Source organism: Bacillus sp. H1a (assembly GCF_000633475.1).
GTDB lineage: Bacteria > Bacillota > Bacilli > Bacillales > Bacillaceae_G > Bacillus_A > Bacillus_A paramycoides.
Genome location: NZ_AYMH01000064.1, coordinates 116,100 through 134,771 on the forward strand (window position 1 = coordinate 116,100; position 18,672 = coordinate 134,771).

At 35.1% G+C, this 18,672-nt stretch carries 15 protein-coding genes and 2 pseudogenes; 3 read left to right on the top strand and 14 right to left on the bottom strand.

The genetic code is table 11. The features are described from left to right. Window positions 1-4 precede the first annotated feature (4 nt). The 5 genes from U860_RS0125480 to U860_RS0125500 form a co-directional block, all read right to left on the bottom strand. Entirely contained in the window at window positions 5-439 is a 435-nt protein-coding gene (locus U860_RS0125480) for a hypothetical protein (RefSeq protein WP_025150740.1), read from the bottom strand. Window positions 440-665: 226 nt separating this feature from the next. Next, window positions 666-3,755: an SMC family ATPase gene (locus U860_RS0125485; RefSeq protein ID WP_025150741.1), complete on the bottom strand. Its 3,090-nt coding sequence runs from the start codon at window positions 3,753-3,755 to the stop codon at window positions 666-668. Continuing rightward, entirely contained in the window at window positions 3,752-4,909 is a 1,158-nt protein-coding gene (locus U860_RS0125490) for an exonuclease SbcCD subunit D (protein WP_025150742.1), read from the bottom strand. Before U860_RS0125490 ends, U860_RS0125485 begins: the two co-directional genes overlap by 4 nt. A gap of 15 nt (window positions 4,910-4,924) precedes the next feature. Then, window positions 4,925-5,164 (bottom strand): DUF2584 family protein, encoded by a 240-nt coding sequence (locus U860_RS0125495; RefSeq protein WP_002171871.1) that lies wholly within the window; start codon window positions 5,162-5,164, stop codon window positions 4,925-4,927. Window positions 5,165-5,348: 184 nt separating this feature from the next. Then, window positions 5,349-5,606, bottom strand: a complete 258-nt coding sequence (locus U860_RS0125500; RefSeq protein WP_002171870.1) for a hypothetical protein — start codon at window positions 5,604-5,606, stop codon at window positions 5,349-5,351. A 509-nt stretch (window positions 5,607-6,115) separates the two neighbouring features. Between U860_RS0125500 and U860_RS0125505 the strand changes: the two genes are divergently transcribed. Both U860_RS0125505 and U860_RS0125510 read left to right on the top strand, forming a co-directional pair. Then, window positions 6,116-7,168 (top strand): enoyl-CoA hydratase/isomerase family protein, encoded by a 1,053-nt coding sequence (locus tag U860_RS0125505; protein ID WP_025150743.1) that lies wholly within the window; start codon window positions 6,116-6,118, stop codon window positions 7,166-7,168. Window positions 7,169-7,340: 172 nt separating this feature from the next. Continuing rightward, window positions 7,341-7,973: a LysE family translocator gene (locus tag U860_RS0125510; RefSeq protein WP_002171868.1), complete on the top strand. Its 633-nt coding sequence runs from the start codon at window positions 7,341-7,343 to the stop codon at window positions 7,971-7,973. Between the two features lie 116 nt (window positions 7,974-8,089). On the opposite strand, the gene U860_RS0125515 is transcribed toward U860_RS0125510, so the two are convergent. The 9 genes and pseudogenes from U860_RS0125515 to U860_RS0125550 form a co-directional block, all read right to left on the bottom strand. Further along, window positions 8,090-9,550: a CoA-acylating methylmalonate-semialdehyde dehydrogenase gene (locus U860_RS0125515; protein WP_025150744.1), complete on the bottom strand. Its 1,461-nt coding sequence runs from the start codon at window positions 9,548-9,550 to the stop codon at window positions 8,090-8,092. 36 nt (window positions 9,551-9,586) lie between these two features. Further along, complete coding sequence (locus tag U860_RS0125520; protein ID WP_025150745.1) at window positions 9,587-10,477, bottom strand: NAD(P)-dependent oxidoreductase; 891 nt, start codon at window positions 10,475-10,477, stop codon at window positions 9,587-9,589. Between the two features lie 16 nt (window positions 10,478-10,493). Then, complete coding sequence (locus U860_RS0125525; RefSeq protein ID WP_025150746.1) at window positions 10,494-12,203, bottom strand: acyl-CoA dehydrogenase family protein; 1,710 nt, start codon at window positions 12,201-12,203, stop codon at window positions 10,494-10,496. 155 nt (window positions 12,204-12,358) lie between these two features. Then, on the bottom strand, window positions 12,359-13,267 hold the full coding sequence (gene prpB, locus U860_RS0125530) for a methylisocitrate lyase (RefSeq protein ID WP_025150747.1): 909 nt from the start codon (window positions 13,265-13,267) through the stop codon (window positions 12,359-12,361). Window positions 13,268-13,285: 18 nt separating this feature from the next. Continuing rightward, window positions 13,286-14,722: a 2-methylcitrate dehydratase gene (gene prpD, locus U860_RS0125535; protein WP_025150748.1), complete on the bottom strand. Its 1,437-nt coding sequence runs from the start codon at window positions 14,720-14,722 to the stop codon at window positions 13,286-13,288. Between the two features lie 98 nt (window positions 14,723-14,820). After that, on the bottom strand, window positions 14,821-15,942 hold the full coding sequence (mmgD, locus tag U860_RS0125540) for a citrate synthase (protein ID WP_025150749.1): 1,122 nt from the start codon (window positions 15,940-15,942) through the stop codon (window positions 14,821-14,823). Window positions 15,943-16,355: 413 nt separating this feature from the next. Next, a pseudogene (locus U860_RS36060) lies at window positions 16,356-16,556 on the bottom strand (cytoplasmic protein); the annotation flags it as partial. A 149-nt stretch (window positions 16,557-16,705) separates the two neighbouring features. Beyond that, window positions 16,706-16,786, bottom strand: a pseudogene (locus U860_RS36640) (cytoplasmic protein); the annotation flags it as partial. 15 nt (window positions 16,787-16,801) lie between these two features. Continuing rightward, window positions 16,802-17,947, bottom strand: coding sequence for an MFS transporter (locus U860_RS0125550; protein ID WP_025150750.1), 1,146 nt, complete (start codon window positions 17,945-17,947; stop codon window positions 16,802-16,804). Between the two features lie 238 nt (window positions 17,948-18,185). Here U860_RS0125550 and U860_RS0125555 point away from each other — a divergent pair, with 238 nt between their 5' ends. After that, entirely contained in the window at window positions 18,186-18,464 is a 279-nt protein-coding gene (locus tag U860_RS0125555) for a hypothetical protein (RefSeq protein WP_025150751.1), read from the top strand. The last annotated feature ends 208 nt before the right edge of the window (window positions 18,465-18,672 follow it).

Below are 18,672 nucleotides of genomic sequence, written 5' to 3' on the forward strand. Positions count from 1 at the left end.
CTCATTAATCTATACAACTTAATTTAAATTCAACCGTAAACGCTTGATCATAATACACAGCATTTGGATTCACGATATATAGTTTTTTATCTCCGAATATCGTTCTAAAGACCTCTACAGATTCTTCTTCTTTATCATCTAATACAAGATAATAAAATGGACCGCCTTTTTCTAACGCAGTTACTTGTAAATATATTCCAAGATGCGTTACAACGACTTTTTCCAATTTTGCATTTGCACGTATAGCGCTTAAATCTTTATTGACATTAATTTCTTTCTCACTTTGTTTTGCTGGTATACTTTGAACAGGTAAATCAAAATTCGATTTACCTTGAGTCTTTCCTTCTCTTCCACCCAATCTATCAACATTAAGAGACAGAGTAAAATTATTTGCTATATTAGACACTTGAATTCGGTTTCCATCTTCCCATTCTTCCAAACTCCTGTAAAAACTATCATAAAAAGGTTTAGATTTTTATTAAAAAAATTTAAAATACCAAATTGTTTTTTAAACTAGAAAGAGTCGATGATTCACATTAGAATTTTATATAAATAAGCCAGTGTTACTTCGAAGTGCAATCGTACTTCAAAATAACACCGGCTTGATGCTAGTTCTTTCTATAAAAATAAGGGTATCGATAGAGCTCCTACTCTATTTTCCAAACTTACTTCACCACAAACCTAGTCTGACTACACCCATCCTTCTGCTTCGTTACTTCTAATACAGCTGGCATTGCGTTTTTCAGCTCTTGAACATGTGAAATAACACCGATAAATCGGCCTGATTTTTGTAAGTCAATTAAGGCGTCAACTGCTTTTGTTAATGACTCCTCATCTAATGAACCGAATCCTTCATCGATAAACATCGTTTCAATGGAAATACCGCCTTCATACGCTTGAATTACGTCTGCCATTCCAAGCGCTAAGCAAAGTGATGCGTTAAATTTCTCACCACCAGATAATGTTTTTACATCACGTGTTTGGCCAGTGTATGCATCGTATACATCTAAACCTAATCCACTTTGACGATTTCTCTTTTCAACTCGTTCACTTCGTTTTAAATAGAATTGTCCATTTGATAATTTACGTAGTCGTTCGTTTGCAATTTGAACAATTTGTTCTAAATACTCAATTAAGATGTAACGTTCAAAGGATATACGACTTTCGTTATCCCCTTTCATTACTTCATATAAATCAACAAGTTCTTGGAACGCTTTTTCTTCATCATGAATTTGTTCATCAATTCGTCTAATGTTTTCATGTAAATCAGAAATATATGCTACTGCATTTTGAGCGCGTTGACGTTTTTCTTTTATAATATCTAGGTTAATTTCCAATTCATTTATTTGTTCACCTAAGAAAGTAATATCCATATACTCTTTATCTTTTAATTCAATACTTAATTCTTCAATTTGTTTTACAAGCACTTCAAGAGACGAATAATAACTTTGAATTTCTTGTTGTAATATTTCCATCTCAGCGTCTTTTAATTTTGCTTCTGTATACGTTTGTTGATCTGTAAATCCGCTTTGTTCTAGCTCTTTCATAAAGCGTGTGAAAGTCTCTTCCTTCTTCTCTTTTGCACTATCAAATTGCTTAGAGGCACTATCATGTTCTGCTTGTATACGTATTTTTTCATTTTGCCAATGTTGATATGCTTCTTGAACTTTCGCCCACTCTTCTTCCATAGAACGAAGCTCTTGCGTAGCATGATCAAACTGTACTTTCCAAGCTTCTACTGTTTGTAAGTTTTCAGGAATACTTTTCTTATCATGTTCATAAGACGTACGAAGTTGTAAACATTCCATTTCTGTGCGGTGCATCATTGTTTCTGCTTCACGTTTTTGAACTTGCAATTTGTCGATTTTTTCTTCTACACTTTTTATATTCGCTGCTAATTGCTTCCGCGCTTCTTCACTTGCTTTTAACGTATTTACTTCCGCTGCTAATTGCTTTCCTTTTTGAACGAGTGCACTGTATGTTTCAACTAATTTTTCTGATTGGTATCCACGCTTCAGTACCTCTTCTATCACTTGTTCATATTGTGATTGATAGAAATTCCATTTCTCTTCTAATTGAACATGCAATTTCTCTGCGACATTTTTCTTTTCTCTTAAAACGTCTAATTCTTTTTCATCGATTGTATCACCTTGCTCTGTAGCTTTTTTCGGGTGATTTGTACTACCGCATACCGGACAAGACTCACCATCATGTAAGTGATGAGCTAATATACCAGCTTGTTCATTTAGCCAGCGGCGTTCCATAATTTCATATGAACTAACTGCCATTTGCCTGCTATTATAAGCAGTTTCTTTTTCTTGTCCATATTTTTGTTTTTCTTGCCAAACATTGTATGCTTGCTTTAATACTTTTGCATCTTCTCGCATATTCGTTAGTTCTTCTACTTTAGCTACATATTGCTCTAGAGCGGCTTCTAATTGCTGTAATTCGCCAGACATTATTTGTTTTTTGTTCGTATGCTCTTCTAGTTGTTGATCTAGCTTCTGCATACCTTCTTTTAATTTTCCAATTTGGATTTCAGCATTTTGTAAATTCAACTTTTTCTCAGATAATGATGCAATAATTGATTGTAACTCATCTAATCTTTGAACTTGCTTTTTCGCATCTTCTCGCTCAGATTCCTTATACTTTAATGCTTCATATTTCTCCTGAACGAGTTTGAAGTTTTTCATAATTTGTTCTTTATTTGCTAGTATTTGTTTCCATATGCTTTCAGATTTTTGCTCATTTTGCATCGCTTCCTCATACCATTGCTCAAATGGTAATAATCGCTTCGCCTGCTCCGCACGTTTAAAAGACTTTTCTTTCATTTCGATTATTGTACGGTTTTCTTGTAAAATGTTATATTTCTCATTCTTTTGTTCTAAATCGTTAAATTTCTCATTAACAGATTTTGCTGCATGAAAACGTGTCTCTGCTTCTTTTAATTGCTTCGTTTGAGTATTTTGTTCTACTTGTAATTGCTCAACTTCCGCTTTATACACAGTTGTTTCTTGCTCTAATGCCTCTATTACTTGATGTGTATTAACATGCTCTTGCTCTGCTAACGTCTCTAATAATGCTCCATCACGTATTGGTAATTTAAAGACATTACGGAAATATAGCTCTCGTTCTTTTTGTTTTTCTTGTAAGACGTCTTTCCATTGTTTGCGTTTTTGATCAAGTAAGTCACGCATTAACTTATAACGATCTGTTTTAAAAATGCGACGTAAAATTTCTTCTTTGTTTTCTGTTTCAGATGTTAATAGTTTTCGGAACTCTCCTTGCGGTAACATTACTATTTGGCTAAATTGATGTTTACTTAATCCAATTAAATCTTCAACTTTTTTATTTACATCCGTTACATGAAAACGATCGACGCAAGGAACCTTTTCTTCATTAATTACTTCATATAATTCGACTGCATGTCCTGTAATTGTTTTATTTCCTTGTTTTTTATGACCCAGTTGTCGTTTTATTTCATATCTTTTCCCTTTTAATTGAAAGGTTAATTCCACACTTGTATAAACATTGTCATCAGCGAATTGACTACGAAGCATGCTTGTATCACTACGCTCTTCCCCACTAGCTTCTCCATATAACACATAACAAATCGCATCAAAAATCGTTGTTTTTCCGGCTCCAGTATTACCAGAAATAGCGAAAATACGATGCTCTCCAAGGTCGTTAAAATCAATTACTTCTTTCTGTTTATATGGACCAAATGCCGTCATAATAAGCTGAATCGGTCTCATCCTCGCTCACCTTCCCGTTCTTGCACTGTTTGCAACACATCTAAAAATAGACGTTCTTTCTCTTCTGATAACTCTAGCCCTTTCATTTCTTTATAAAAAGCTTTTAAAAGAGATAAATCATCCGTTTTATGTCTTGAAACAGTTACTTCATTTTCATCTGTGAACTCTCTTCTTTGAATAGATCTTTCAACATGCATTGCATTTGGGTATACAGAACGTATTTTTTCCATCGGCTGCAAGACAGGGTTTTCATCTAATAATTTCACAAATACATAATCTTCATTTACTGGATGATGCAATAAATCGTCTATTTTTGCTTCTACTGTACGCATTTTACGACGCGGTGTAAGTAAACGTTTTTCAATTATTGCTTCACCTTTTTCATCCAGTTCCACAATATAATATCCTTTTTTATGTTTTTCTTCAGAAATAGAATATGCAAGTGGTGAACCTGAATAACGAATTGTCTCATTACGTACAAAATGCGCTTGATGTAAATGGCCAAGCGCCGTGTAATGAAACTTATCAAAATAATGACTATTTACATATTCAGCACCACCAATTGAAAGTGGGCGTTCCGCATCACTCGTATTTTCCTCTGCCTCTCCTGAAGAAGTTACAAATGCATGCCCTACAAATATGTGTCTCGCTTCTTTATCCATCGTTTCTGAAAGTTCGTTCATAAAAATACGCATCGCATCATCATGAGAACGAACATCTTCATTTTTCAATACATGTCTAACAATACTTGGATCTGCATACGGAACGAGATGGAAATGAACCTCTCCGTATTTATCATTTAAAACAACTGGATTATACGGAAATTGAAATTGTCCAACAATATGTAATCCTTGTTTTTTCATTAAATTACTACCAAAATGTATGCGGTCCGGACTATCATGGTTACCTGCCACTGCGATTACTGGTGTTTGTAAATCAATAACTATTTTCTGTAATACATCATTTAATAAGTCTACTGCTTCTGTAGGTGGAATTGCTCGGTCATATAAATCTCCTGCAATAATTACAGCATCCGGTTTTTCTTCTTCAACAGCTTGTACAAACTGATCTAACACAATTTTTTGATCTTCAGTCATATACACACCATGAACAAGCTTTCCTAAATGCCAATCCGCTGTATGAAAAAACTTCATATTTCCCTTCTCCTTTTAATTTACTGATTGTAGTGAAACAAGTTGATAGTTTAGTGTAGTTTTTCCGTTCTCCCACTCTAACTTTTGAACAATTGCACTACCTATTCTTTCCTGATTTGATTTATATAAAGGTAATATTTCTTGAACTGTAAATAGATGATAACCATCTAATATTAATTGAAATAGATTTTCTTCTATATGTAATCTGATTTCTTTTTCATTCGAAATAATTTTCGTGTGCATCTCAAATTTCATTCTAGATACAACCCCTTTTTTCTAATCTCTACATTTTAATAGTATAGTGGCTATGCAAGATTGACAAGTATATACAATGCGATGTACATACTTTTTTAATTATAAATATTTTAATTTTTTTATATAAAATACGGTATGTGAAATTTTTATACTTACAAAAATAAAAATGCTCTTTCAAGCATCCTTATTTTTGTAAGTACTCTTTCATTACATAGTACAATACAGTTATTAAAACAATCGCTACAAAAAACGCGAATACGGCCACAACATACCCATCTTTATTCAGTAAAAAGCATATGGAAATAGATACTATAAAAATCGGAAATACGAGACGCACCTTATCCTTCACTTCTTCTGTCGTATCTGTATGATGAAAATACTGTGTAATTCCTACCATAAGAGAAGACAAAATAATAACCGACAACAGTAAAGGTCCTGGCATTCCGATCTCCCCTTTCTCTATTTCTAATTATATACAAACTTCCCACCCTTTAAAAGTTAGACAATTCAGCTATTTCCACTTTTTCTACATCTACTCTTCAATTGTTTGTTATGCCAGGTGCAATAACTCAATATAAGTTATACATATAATAGCGCCTTTAACACCATGTTTTCAAATAATTGTACTTACAGTAATGTTATAATATTCCTCTTCCACTACTGAAATCCTGCAAATATAACTCGTCAAAATATGCGAGATACATATAAACACTTAGTACCAGCTTTAGACAAAATTTGTCCCGATATTTGCAGGCAACTATACTCCCACCTAAAAATTCGAAGGAGGCAAATAAGTAGGCGGGAGATAGATTGCCCGTAAAAATCCGATTGGTGAGGGCTAATAATAAGTGTGATGGAAAAACCTCCACCGATTAAAGTTTCACTTTATAAAGGACATTTCAGTATGTATCAAGAAATAAGAATAGGAAGATATATAAGGGAGGATTTATAATGACTGAACACGTTTTATTTTCTGTTAGCGAAAACGGCGTTGCATCTATTACTTTAAACCGTCCAAAAGCACTCAATTCTTTATCCTACGACATGTTAAAACCAATTGGGCAAAAACTTAAGGAATGGGAGCAAGATGAGCGTATTGCACTCATCGTTTTAAAAGGAGCTGGAACGAAAGGTTTTTGTGCAGGTGGTGATATTAAAACGCTATATGAAGCACGTTCAAATGAAGTTGCATTACAACATGCAGAGCAGTTTTTTGAAGAGGAATATGAAATTGATACATATATTTATCAATACAAAAAACCAATTATCGCTTGTTTAGACGGAATCGTTATGGGCGGTGGTGTCGGGCTGACGAATGGTGCTACATATAGAATTGTTACAGAGCGTACAAAATGGGCAATGCCTGAGATGAACATCGGCTTCTTCCCAGATGTCGGTGCTGCTTATTTCTTAAATAAAGCACCTGGATATACTGGCCGATATGTTGCTTTAACAGCATCTTTATTGAAAGGTCCTGACGTATTATTTATAAACGCTGCTGACTACTTTATGACATCAGATACATTACCAAATTTCCTTACTGAACTTGAAAGTGTAAATTGGCATAAAGAAGATGTACATACTAATTTAAAAGAAGTCATTCGTACATTTGCAACTGCTCCAAACTTAGAAAGCAATCTTGCTCCTTCATTAGAAGTAATCAATTCACATTTTGCATTCGATACAATTGAAGAAATCATCCAATCATTGGAGAAAGATCAAAGTTCATTTGCTCTAAAAACGAAAGAAACGCTATTATCAAAATCCCCTGTTTCACTAAAAGTAACATTAAAACAATTTATTGATGGACAAGATAAGCCTGTTGAAGAATGTTTCGCAACAGATCTTATACTAGCTAAAAACTTCATGAGACATGAAGATTTCTTTGAAGGAGTACGCTCCGTTGTAGTTGATAAAGATCAAAATCCAAATTATAAATATAAACAATTAAGTGATGTTTCAGAAGAAGATGTAAATCGTTTCTTTAACCTACTTAACGCATAACAGTGAGGCTATAGTAGTAGTGTATTCATAACTACTACTATAGCCTCTTTTCTATTTAATATTTTTTAATAAAATTTAATATTTTTTAATAAAATTTAATTTTATTAAATCGAAATTTATGCTACACTGATTTTAATCAAATATTCTAAAAATATAAAAAGGAGGAGCGACTATGATAGAAAATTATTTTCTTTTCATCATTATGTCTATTTGTCTAATCATTTTACCCGGACCTGATACAGCAATGGCTACGAAGAACACATTGGTTGCTGGTAAAATGGGCGGTGTTAAAACAGTGTTCGGTACATGTGTTGCACTTTTGATTCATACATTAGCTGCTGTAATTGGTCTTTCCGCACTTATTGTAAAATCAGCTCTTTTATTTTCTATTTTCAAGTATGTTGGGGCTCTATATTTAATCTATATCGGTATTAAAGCACTTTTAGCAGTAAAAAACCAAGAAGGTGTAAATACAAATGATGTATCTATGAATACTGATAACGAACATACTCCTTGTTTTCGCCAAGGTTTTCTTACGAATTTATTAAACCCTAAAATTGCAGTCTTCTTTTTAACTTTTTTACCGCAATTTTTAAATCCAAGTCATAATACACTTATTCAGCTTCTCGTAATGGGCCTAACTTATCTCGTTTTAACAGTCATTTGGTTCGCTTTTTATATATTTTTAATTGATAAAATTAGTGCTTTTATGAAGAAACCAAAGACGCAAAGTTATATTCAAGGGCTAACAGGAATCGTATTAATTGGATTTGGTATTAAACTAGCATTTGAAAAAAGTAATTAGTTAAGCAAAAAACACCACCTCTTAAAGAGTGGTGTTTTTCATTTAACATTATATCTGGCTGATTTGAGCTAATAATCAGTGGTGGATGCCCCCCAACTGATTAAAGTTTCACTTTATTAAAACCAGCGCTCAGTTACAACTTTTTTGCGTGTATAAAATTGAACGCCATCCGTACCATTTGTACCAAGATCTCCAAAGAAGGAAGCTTTATTTCCTGCAAATGCAAAGAATGCCATTGGTGCCGGAACATTTACGTTTACACCAATCATACCAGCATCAATATTGTCACGGAATGTTTGTGCGTGCTTACCATTTGACGTATAAATAACAGCACCATTCGCAAATTTCGATTGATTTGTAAGTTTAATACCTTCTTCTAAATCTTTTACTCTCACAATACTTAATACTGGAGCAAAGATTTCATCTTGCCAAATTTTCATTTCTTGATTTACGCCATCAAAGATCGTTGCACCAACAAAGTAACCTTCTCCTACTTCTTCATTAATCTTGCGGCCATCTACTAATAAAGTTGCTCCATCTGCCACCCCGCTATTAATATAGCCTAAAACACGTTCTTTATGAGATTCACGGATTAATGGTCCAACGTAATTATCTTCTTGGAAACCATCACCCACTTTTAATTTTTTCGTCTCTGCTACTAGTACGTCAATGAATTCATCAGCGATTTCGTCTACTACTGCTACGACAGAGCATGCCATGCAGCGCTCTCCACTACTTGCAAACGCAGATCCAATTACACCTTGTACCGTTTTCTCAAGGTTACAATCTGGCATAACAACCGCATGATTTTTCGCACCTGCTAACGCTTGAACACGTTTTCCATGTTTCGTTCCTGTTTCATATACGTAACGCGCCACCGGCTCAGAGCCAACGAACGAAACTGCTTGAATATCTTTATTCTCTAAAATACTATTTACAACATCTTTTCCGCCTTGTACTAAATTTAATACACCTTTTGGAAAACCAGCTTCATAGAATAACTCTACAAGTCGCTCTGCTAAAAGTGGCGTTCTTTCAGATGTTTTTAATACGAACGTATTACCGCAAGCAATTGCAAGTGGGAACATCCATAATGGAATCATCATTGGGAAGTTAAACGGTGTAATCCCAGCAACAACACCGATTGGGTAGCGCCATATCGACCCATCAATTCCGCTAGCAATATTCGGAAGAGCTTGTCCCATCATTAAATTTGGTGCCGATGTTGCTAATTCTACCGCTTCAATACCACGCTGTACTTCGCCCGTTGCATCCGTTAGCGTTTTACCGTTTTCTAGCGTAATGATTTTTGCAAGCTCATCTTTGTTTTCTTGTAAAAGCTGTAAATATTTATATAATTGTCTTGAACGATTCGGAACTGGCACTTTAGACCATTTTTCGTATGCCGCTTTTGCCGCTTCAACAGCTTTTTCTACATCTTCTTTTGGAGAAAGTGGAACGTAAGCGATGATTTTTCCAGTTGCCGGATTCGGAACTGCTTCTACTTCAGTACCAGTAGATTCTACCCATTCACCATTAATATGATTTTTTACTCGTTTAATTTCAGTTGTAATCATTATATTCTCTCCTTTTTTATGATTTTTATAAGTCTACTATTTTTGATTAGAAATTAATTGTTCGCTAATTTTCTTATATAAAGCAGCCATATCGTTTTCACCATATCCTGCCTCACTCGCTTCTTCATATACGTTTAATAGCATTTCGCTTACTGGCAAGTGGAGTTCGCTTTCCTTAGCTAAATCAACTGCAAAGCCTAAATCTTTTTTTAATAGATTTACAGTAAAGCCTGGCTCGTAGTTTTCTGTTGCAATGAAACTTTTATAATTGCGCTCATAAATTCTACTTTGACCGTAACTTACATTTAAAATATCAAACATTTTATCTAAGTCCATATTGCTCTTTTTCGCTAATGTTAAAGCTTCACTCACACCAGCTGTATAAAAACCAATTAATAGATTGTTAATTAATTTAACAGTTGTACCACTATCAATTTGTTCACTAACGTGGAAAATATTCGCTCCTAACACTTCCATGACAGATTCAGTTTTCGCATATACCTCTTTTGATCCACCAACCATAAACGTTAATGTACGGTTTTCTGCTCCAATTACCCCTCCACTAACAGGCGCTGCTAAAAAGTCTACTTTCTTTTCCTTTGCAGCCTCTTCTAACTGTTTGTTTAATTGTGGAGATACTGTACTAGTATCAATTAAAACTACATTAGGGTGGCTATTTTCAAATAATCCTTCTGCTCCGAAATATACCGCTTCAACCGCACGAGGTGATGGTAAACTTGTAAAAATCACATCACATGTCTCTGCTAGTTTCGAGATTGATAAACCGATAATTCCGCCTTCTTTTTCAAAAGAAGCTTCCGCCTCTTTATTCAAGTCCACTCCGTATACTGTATAACTTGATTTAACTAAATTTTTAGACATAGGAAGACCCATGTTACCTAAACCTATAAAACCAATCTTTCTCATATCGCTTTCCTCCTATTTACACAATATATTTCCCGCGATTAATAATGACTTTCGCAATATCTCTCTTTTTCGTAAATAAGTTCGTGTATAAAGGCACTAATAATTGACGGATCTCAGCTAAAATTACATTTCTATCTTGTTCATCTGTGACAGCCGCTGAAAGAATGAGAGTCGCTGCATCTTCTACTTTGCGATAACCTTCTTCACAAATAACATCTGTTATCATTTGCTTCGTACGCTCTTTTTCCTCGCCATTTTTACTAACCGCTTTCTTCGTACGTAAAAATGCTGATTCCATGACGTACACGTCCGTCAACATATTTGATAATACGCGTGAATATTCTTGCTCTTGATCAATTTTTAAGCCCGGAGTTTTAGAGAGCGTTTTCAAAGATTGTTTCAACAATTTTTTCGCTAATAACATGTAACGATGGTTTCTTTCTACATTTGTTATATCATTTTCTACTTCATGATCTTCTATTTGCTCTATTTGTTTCATTAACATTTTGGCAACTGTTAATCTATTAATTTCGTTCGTTCCTTCAAAAATACGACTAATTCTAGCATCACGATATAAACGTTCTACTTCGTATTCTTGCATATAACCGTATCCACCATGAATTTGTACAGCCTCATCTACAATATTGCCAAGTGTTTCAGAAGCATTTACTTTATTAAGAGCACATTCAATTGCAAATTGGGACATTTTTTTCATAATATCCTCTTCACTCTCATGAATTGCTTCATCAATTACACCTGCTGTACGGTAGGCTGCACTTTCTGCTCCATATGTAGCAATGATCATATTTGCAATTTTCTCTTGAATCATCGTAAAGTCCACTAATTCAGTTTGAAACTGTTTTCGTTCTTTTCCATATTGTACTGACAAGCCAATTGCTTGTTTTGCTGTTCCAATATTTCCAAAAGCAAGTTTTAATCTAGCGAAGTTAAGAATATTAAGAGCTACGTGATGCCCTTTCCCAACTTCCCCTAAAACATTTTCAGCAGGGATGACAACATCTTCTAGAATAAGCGTAGCCGTTGAAGAACCTTTAATCCCCATTTTCTTTTCTTCTAATCCAATTGATACACCTTCACATGTTCTTTCGACAATAAACGCTGTCATTCCTTTATTTGTTTTCGCAAAAACAACGTATACATCAGCCATATGAGCGTTCGTAATCCACTGCTTCTCACCATTTAACTTCCAAGCTGTACCATCTTCATTCAATACTGCACTCGTTTTTGCACTTAATGCATCAGAGCCAGCATTTGGCTCAGTTAAAGCATAAGCACCAATCCATTCTCCTGATGCGATTTTTGGTAAATACTTTTCTTTTTGTTCTTTCGTTCCGTAGTATATGTAAGGCAATGTACCTACACCCGCGTGTATATTAAAAGAAACGCTAAATGCACCAGCGTATCCCATCTTTTCTGCTACAAGTCCTGAGACTGCTTTTCCTAACTCGAACCCGCCATATTCTTCCGGGACCTCGATACTCAACAATCCAAGTTCCCCAGCTTTCCCAAATAATTGACGAGAAACTTTATAGTTATGTTGTTCAATGTTCTCAACTTGTGGAACAATTTCTTGCTTAACGAATTGTTCTGTCATTTTTGCGATTAAATCTTCATCCCCTGAAAAATCTTCTGGTGTAAAGAAAGTATTATTCACATCTTTATTGAGTGAAAAAAATTCATCCCATGGTAACTTCGTTTTCTCCATCTGAATCCCCCTATCATTTCGGCCTTCATTGCTTTTTGCATATGCTCGTCTACGATGAGTGGAATATCTTATTATTGAAAACAGAAGGCGATGAATTTTCACATCAAGCATTTCGTTTTGCCAAAGATGTATTCTCATCGCCTTAGTCCTTCTACCTATTGATCTTCAGATAATACTGTTTTTGCAATTCCAGTATCTAATTCTTCAAAGTCATGATATGAAATTGTTTCATATAACTCACTTCTCGTTTGCATATTAGAAAGTGCATCTTTTTGAGAACCAGTCTCTTTAATTAGCGTAAATACATTCTCATATGCTTTTGCAGCAACTCGAAGTGAGGTTACAGGATAAATCACCATTTGGAAGCCCATATTTGCGAATTCCTCCGCACTATAATATGGTGTTTTCCCGAACTCAGTCATATTCGCTAATAAAGGTGCATTTACTTTACTATTAAATAGACGGAACTCCTCTTCTGATTGAAGCGCTTCCGGGAAAATTGCATCTGCCCCTGCTTTTACATATGCGTTTGCTCTTTCGATCGCTGCATCTAATCCTTCTACACCGCGAGCATCTGTGCGCGCTACAATATATAAGCTTGGTGCAACTTCTTTAATCGCTTTAATTTTTTGAACCAATTCTTCTGTAGTAACAAGTTTCTTACCATTTAAATGTCCACATTTTTTTGGTAATTGTTGATCTTCAATTTGGACAGCCGCTACTTTCGCTTCTACCATTTCTACAGCTGTTCTCGCTACGTTTAGTACACCACCAAATCCTGTATCAATGTCAACAAGAACTGGTAAATCTGTAGCTCTTACTAGATCTCTTGCTCTCTCAGCTACTTCAGTAGACGTCACGATACCTAAATCTGGTAGCCCTTTACTTGCAGTATAAGCTGCTCCCGATAAATAAAGAGCTGAAAAACCTGTATTTTTCGCAACAAGAGCCGCCATTGCATCATGAGCACCTGGAATTTGCAAAATTTCATTTGCTTCTACTAAAGCCCGGAAGCGATTCGCAAGCTCCTCTTGTGTTGACTGTTTATTCACAACCCAAGCCATTCTAAATTCCCCCTATTATTAAATTAAGAATAGATCTACAAATTCGTTTACATTCATATTTTCTAGTTTTTCTTCATTTAAACAAGCTTCATGAATTTGTTCTTGTTGCTTACTAGAATAATGACCTGCCATATTTGCAGTAAATTTTTGAACAACTTTTGGAATTGCTTCGTCTCTACGGAAACGGTGGCCAAGTGGATATTCACATTCCACATTTTCTGTTACAGTACCATCTTTAAAGTGAACTTGAACAGCATTGGCGATTGAGCGCTTGTTCGGGTCAAGGTAATCTAAACTGTACTGTTTATTTTCAACAACAACCATCTTATTACGTAATTCATCTACACGTGGATCGTTTGCTACTGCATCCTCATAATCGTCCGCAACGATATCTCCTTTTAATAAACCAATTGCCGTAATGTATTGTAAGCAATGATCACGATCAGCTGGGTTATTTAATGGACCTTCTTTATCGATAATACGAATTGCTGATTCATGAGTTGTAATTGTAATACGATCAATTTCATCTAATCTTTCTTTAATTTCCGGGTGCAACTTCACTGCACATTCTGCAGCTGTTTGTGCATGGAATTCTGCTGGATATGACACTTTAAATAATACATTTTCCATTACATATGACTCTAGTGGTCTAGCTAATTTTAATTCTTGCTTGTTAAATAATACATCTTGGAATCCCCATCCTGGCGCAGATAATGCTGTTGGGTAACCCATTTCACCTTTTAGAGCAGTCATTGCAAGATGAACACCGCGGCTCGTCGCATCACCTGCTGCCCATGATTTACGTGAGCCAGTATTTGGAGCATGACGATATGTACGAAGACTAGAATTATCAATCCACGCATGTGATAATGCATTAAAGATTTCTTCACGTGTTCCGCCTAGCATTTTCGCAACTACAGCAGTTGTTGCTACTTTTACGTATAATACGTGGTCAAGACCAACACGGTTTAAACTATTTTCTAAAGCAAGTACACCTTGAATTTCATGTGCTTTAATCATCATTTCTAGTACTTCACGTACTTTTAAAGGTTCTTTTCCTTCTGAAATACGAACGCGACTAATATAATCTGCAACTGCTAAAATTCCGCCTAAGTTATCAGATGGATGTCCCCATTCTGCTGCAAGCCATGTATCGTTATAATCTAACCAACGGATCATACATCCGATATTAAATGCGCCTTTTACTGGATCTAGAACATAAGACGTACCTGGTACACGTGTACCGTTTGGCACAATAGTTCCTGGTACAACTGGTCCTAGTAATTTCGTACACTCTGGATATTGTAGTGCTAAAATTCCGCATCCAAGCGTATCAAGTAATACGTAGCGAGCAGTACTGAATGCTTCTACACTTGTAACCTCTTTATTTAATACATAATCCGTAATCTCTTCTAATAATGCATCTTTTTGTTTAATTTCATTTGTTTTAATCATGCTATTCTTCCCTTTCTGTCGAAAATTCGTTATTATTAATGATGGGTGTCGGTCAAACACCCATCTGGCGGGCGGCGCTAACAACTCCCCAGTTGTTCTTATTTACTAAGTACATGTCGCTCGCCAATGTAATTTACACGCGGACGGAACAAGCGGTTGTTCACATGTTGCTCAATAACGTGCGCACATAATCCTACTGTTCTAGAGCTAAAGAAGATTGGTGTGTATAGTTGAATTGGAATACCAAGCATCCAATATACCGGAGCAGCATAATAATCAAGATTCGGATAAATTCCTTTTTCCTTCTCCATAATCTTCTCTCCGGCTTCACACATTTCATATAGTGTATAATCACCTTTCACATCACATAACTGCTTTAAAGCTTCCTTCATCATAAGTGCTCTTGGATCTATCTTCTTCATATACACGCGATGTCCAAAGCCCATAATTTTTTCTTTGTTATAAAGTTTTTTCTGTAATAACTCTTCAAACTTCGCAACATTACCTGCTTCTAAAAGCATGTACATAACGGCTTCATTCGCACCACCATGTAAACTTCCTTTTAAAGATGCAACTGCACCTGTTAAAGCACCATATAAATCTGATTGTGTTGATGCAATTACGCGAGCGGTAAATGTAGAGTTTGGCATTTCATGTTCACTATATAAAACAAGGGAACGATCAAAGATCTTCTCCTCAAGTTCAGTTGGTTTTTTCCCAGTTAACATATAGTAGAAATTCGCACTATATGACAATTCTTGAAGAGGTTCGATAGGCTCCTCATTATTTAAAATATGATAGCTATTCGCTACAATGTTAGGTACTTTACTTAAAAGCTTGTACCCTCTACTTTTATTTACTTCTAACGCGCGGTTTTCGATATCATTATCGTAACCAGCTAATGCAGACACACCTGTACGTAATCCATCCATAGGATGCGTTTCTTTAGGCAATGCCTTTAGCACGTTGAATACACCTTCTGGTACTGTATATTCTTCTTTTAATTTCTTTTCAAGTGTTGCTTTCTCATCCTCATTCGGTAGATGTTCTTCCAATAAAAGGTGCACAATGTCTAAATACTCTTTTGTTTTTGAGAGTTCGATTAAATCATACCCTTGAATTACAATTTCACCTTTTACTGTGTCAAGAAACGAAATTTTCGTCTCCGCTGCTACTACACCATCTAATCCCGGGGAAAATTTTTCTTCAGCTTTCATCATTATTTCCTCCAATCCTAATAGATCTTCGTGCACATAACTGTAAGCCTTTACAATACTGTGGAACTACATTTCTATTTCAATGTATCAGAGTTTTTAGAAGATTTCAATTTATTTTATAATGATAAGTTCCCTATACTTTTACTGCTGTAATAATACAATTTTCCAAAAATAATTTTTATACTTTATAACGAAAGGACAGACTTTGCACCATTTTTTCTAAACCAAAATATAGAGATATTCCATATAATCCCACAGGATATAGCTTTACTCTCTATTTTCTTTTTCAAATAAAAAAACGAGCTGTATACATATACAGCTCGTTTCCAAATGATATTTATTTCACAATTCCTTAAATATAATTTTTATATACAATTTATTTATTTTTAATAAAGTTATTATTTTACATAATTAAATTAAATTTCTTCTGTTTCTATATGATAACTTACAACTAAATCATAGTTTTGAAAATACAAAAGGTCATCAAAATCTACAAAAAATCGAATACCATCTATTTCAATTGATACTACATCCCCATCTGGTTTCTCAGTAGAAATTCCTAAAGAGTATCCAGGCCCAGGCCGAATTGAGTTATTTCCTCCGTATCTTACGATAAAGTGAAACTTTAATCAGTGGGGGTTTTGTCCCTCCCCCACTGATTATTAGTTGAACCAATCGGGCTTTTACGAGCAGTTGATCTCCTGCCTAACTTCCTTGTATTTGCTGAATTTTGAGGTGGAGGTCTTACTGCTCGTTAATGCGGGATAAATCGAATAGATTCATCATGTTTTATACGCAATTCTTCCTTAAACCATTGTAGAGCTTCATGATCAATTGAAATTTTCATCTTTACTCCTCCTGTTTACGCAAATTCTTTTTTACCTAATCGCTGTTTTACAAAAATGACAAATATAATTAAAGCTATTAATCCTGAAATTGCACTACCTGCGAATAAAATACGGTAACCAAATATTTGTGAAACAAATCCAAGTAAAATCGCACCTAATCCAATACCTAAATCAAATGCGGTAAAGAATGAAGCGTTAGCAACTCCTCTTTTACTCGAAGCAACAATTGTAAGCATCGCTGCTTGCAAAGCGGGCTGTGCTGAACCGAATCCAACACCATATAATGCCGCTGCGACAATTACACCCATTAAACTATTTGAAATCGTTAGTACAACTATAGCTAAAATGGTAATACATAATGTTGGGAGTATGATAAATACTTCTCCATATGTATCTAATAATTTACCTGAAATCGGCCTTACAATTGTTAAGGCAATTGCATATACAAGAAAGAATGTCCCAGGATTCACATCAATTGATGATGCAAATAACGGTAAAAAGGTTGTAATCCCTCCATATGCAAAAGATAAAAAGAAAACAACAATCGTAATTGATAAAACGGATTTTTCAAACAGCTGAATTTTCCCTTTTTCTTTTTGTGGTGCAAACGGTATCTTCGTTATTAATGATAATACGACCGCCATAAAAGATAAAAGAGTTGCTAATAAGAATAGACCATGAAATGAATAATTTTGTATAACCCATAATCCAATCATCGGGCCGATCGCCATTGCAATTGTCATCGCCATTCCATACCAGCCCATTCCTTCTCCGCGGCGTGAATCTGGAATAATATCAGTTATTGCTGTTCCAACAGCTGTTGTAGAAACGGCCCATGTTACCCCATGAATAACACGTAAAACCGCTAAGAATATAATAGTTGATGCTAAATTATAGGAAAACATTGTTAGTCCAAAAAAGATAAGTCCCCAAATAATAAAAGATTTCCTACCATATTTATCTAACATACCTCCAATAATCGGGCGTATTACAACTGCGGCTATTGTAAACATTCCCATCATCAGTCCAACTTGTGATTCATTCCCACCTATTTCTTTAATAAAAAGCGGGAGCGTTGGAACAAGCAAATAAAACCCTGTAAATAAAAATAACATCGCGATAGTCATTTGGATAAATGATTTCGTCCATAATCGTTCCATTAAAATACCTCCATAAACACGTAAAATATTAAAATCAACACATCCATTGTATATTTTTCATATTCCTTTTCCCTCCGCTATTAGACGTATCTTTTCGTAATAAATGGTCCACCATCAATTCACATTGGTCTTACGACTTTGTACGTATGTTTTAACCGAAAGTCCTATCTATATGTACCTTTATAAGTATTAAAAGAATATACTACTTTATCATTGAAACTTAGGAGTGATCGTTTTCATGTGGGTATCACCAAGAATAACTGCTGCGGTCCCATCAGCTCCCTCAATACATGTTCCTGCCGTTCATACTGCTAGTTCTGATGTTGGTATCGAACTTCCTGCCGCTTGGCAACAATATCAATCGACTGACCAAGTCACCCCTTCATTTTGGCATCATGGTACACATCCTAGTAGTACTACTTTTTATAGCCCTAGCTATCCAATACCTCCGACTCAAATTTTTTATCATTTCCCGCCAATTTACTTTCAAAATTTCTATGGTACTTTTAACATTTAAAAATAATATTACTCTTTATAATACAAAAAGCACCAAAGAAACCGTTTTTCCGGTACCTTTGGTGCTTTTTAAATGCATTATTTATTGTCCATTATTGGAAGGGGTCTCTCCTGTGTTCCCGCCAGTGGTTGGTGGATTTGGAGTTCCTTGGCCACCCCCAGTGGTTGGTGGATTTGGAGTTCCTTGGCCACCTCCAGTAGTTGGTGGG

Coding starts and splice junctions, on each gene's coding strand:
- U860_RS0125495 (WP_002171871.1), bottom strand. CDS start 5,164: ATGAAATTTGAGATGCACACGAAAATTATTTCGAATGAAAAAGAAATC.
- U860_RS0125485 (WP_025150741.1), bottom strand. CDS start 3,755: ATGAGACCGATTCAGCTTATTATGACGGCATTTGGTCCATATAAACAG.
- U860_RS0125515 (WP_025150744.1), bottom strand. CDS start 9,550: ATGATTACAACTGAAATTAAACGAGTAAAAAATCATATTAATGGTGAA.
- prpD (WP_025150748.1), bottom strand. CDS start 14,722: ATGATTAAAACAAATGAAATTAAACAAAAAGATGCATTATTAGAAGAG.
- mmgD (WP_025150749.1), bottom strand. CDS start 15,942: ATGATGAAAGCTGAAGAAAAATTTTCCCCGGGATTAGATGGTGTAGTA.
- U860_RS0125505 (WP_025150743.1), top strand. CDS start 6,116: ATGACTGAACACGTTTTATTTTCTGTTAGCGAAAACGGCGTTGCATCT.
- U860_RS0125550 (WP_025150750.1), bottom strand. CDS start 17,947: ATGGAACGATTATGGACGAAATCATTTATCCAAATGACTATCGCGATG.
- U860_RS0125490 (WP_025150742.1), bottom strand. CDS start 4,909: ATGAAGTTTTTTCATACAGCGGATTGGCATTTAGGAAAGCTTGTTCAT.
- U860_RS0125555 (WP_025150751.1), top strand. CDS start 18,186: ATGTGGGTATCACCAAGAATAACTGCTGCGGTCCCATCAGCTCCCTCA.
- prpB (WP_025150747.1), bottom strand. CDS start 13,267: ATGGCTTGGGTTGTGAATAAACAGTCAACACAAGAGGAGCTTGCGAAT.
- U860_RS0125525 (WP_025150746.1), bottom strand. CDS start 12,203: ATGGAGAAAACGAAGTTACCATGGGATGAATTTTTTTCACTCAATAAA.
- U860_RS0125500 (WP_002171870.1), bottom strand. CDS start 5,606: ATGCCAGGACCTTTACTGTTGTCGGTTATTATTTTGTCTTCTCTTATG.
- U860_RS0125520 (WP_025150745.1), bottom strand. CDS start 10,477: ATGAGAAAGATTGGTTTTATAGGTTTAGGTAACATGGGTCTTCCTATG.
- U860_RS0125510 (WP_002171868.1), top strand. CDS start 7,341: ATGATAGAAAATTATTTTCTTTTCATCATTATGTCTATTTGTCTAATC.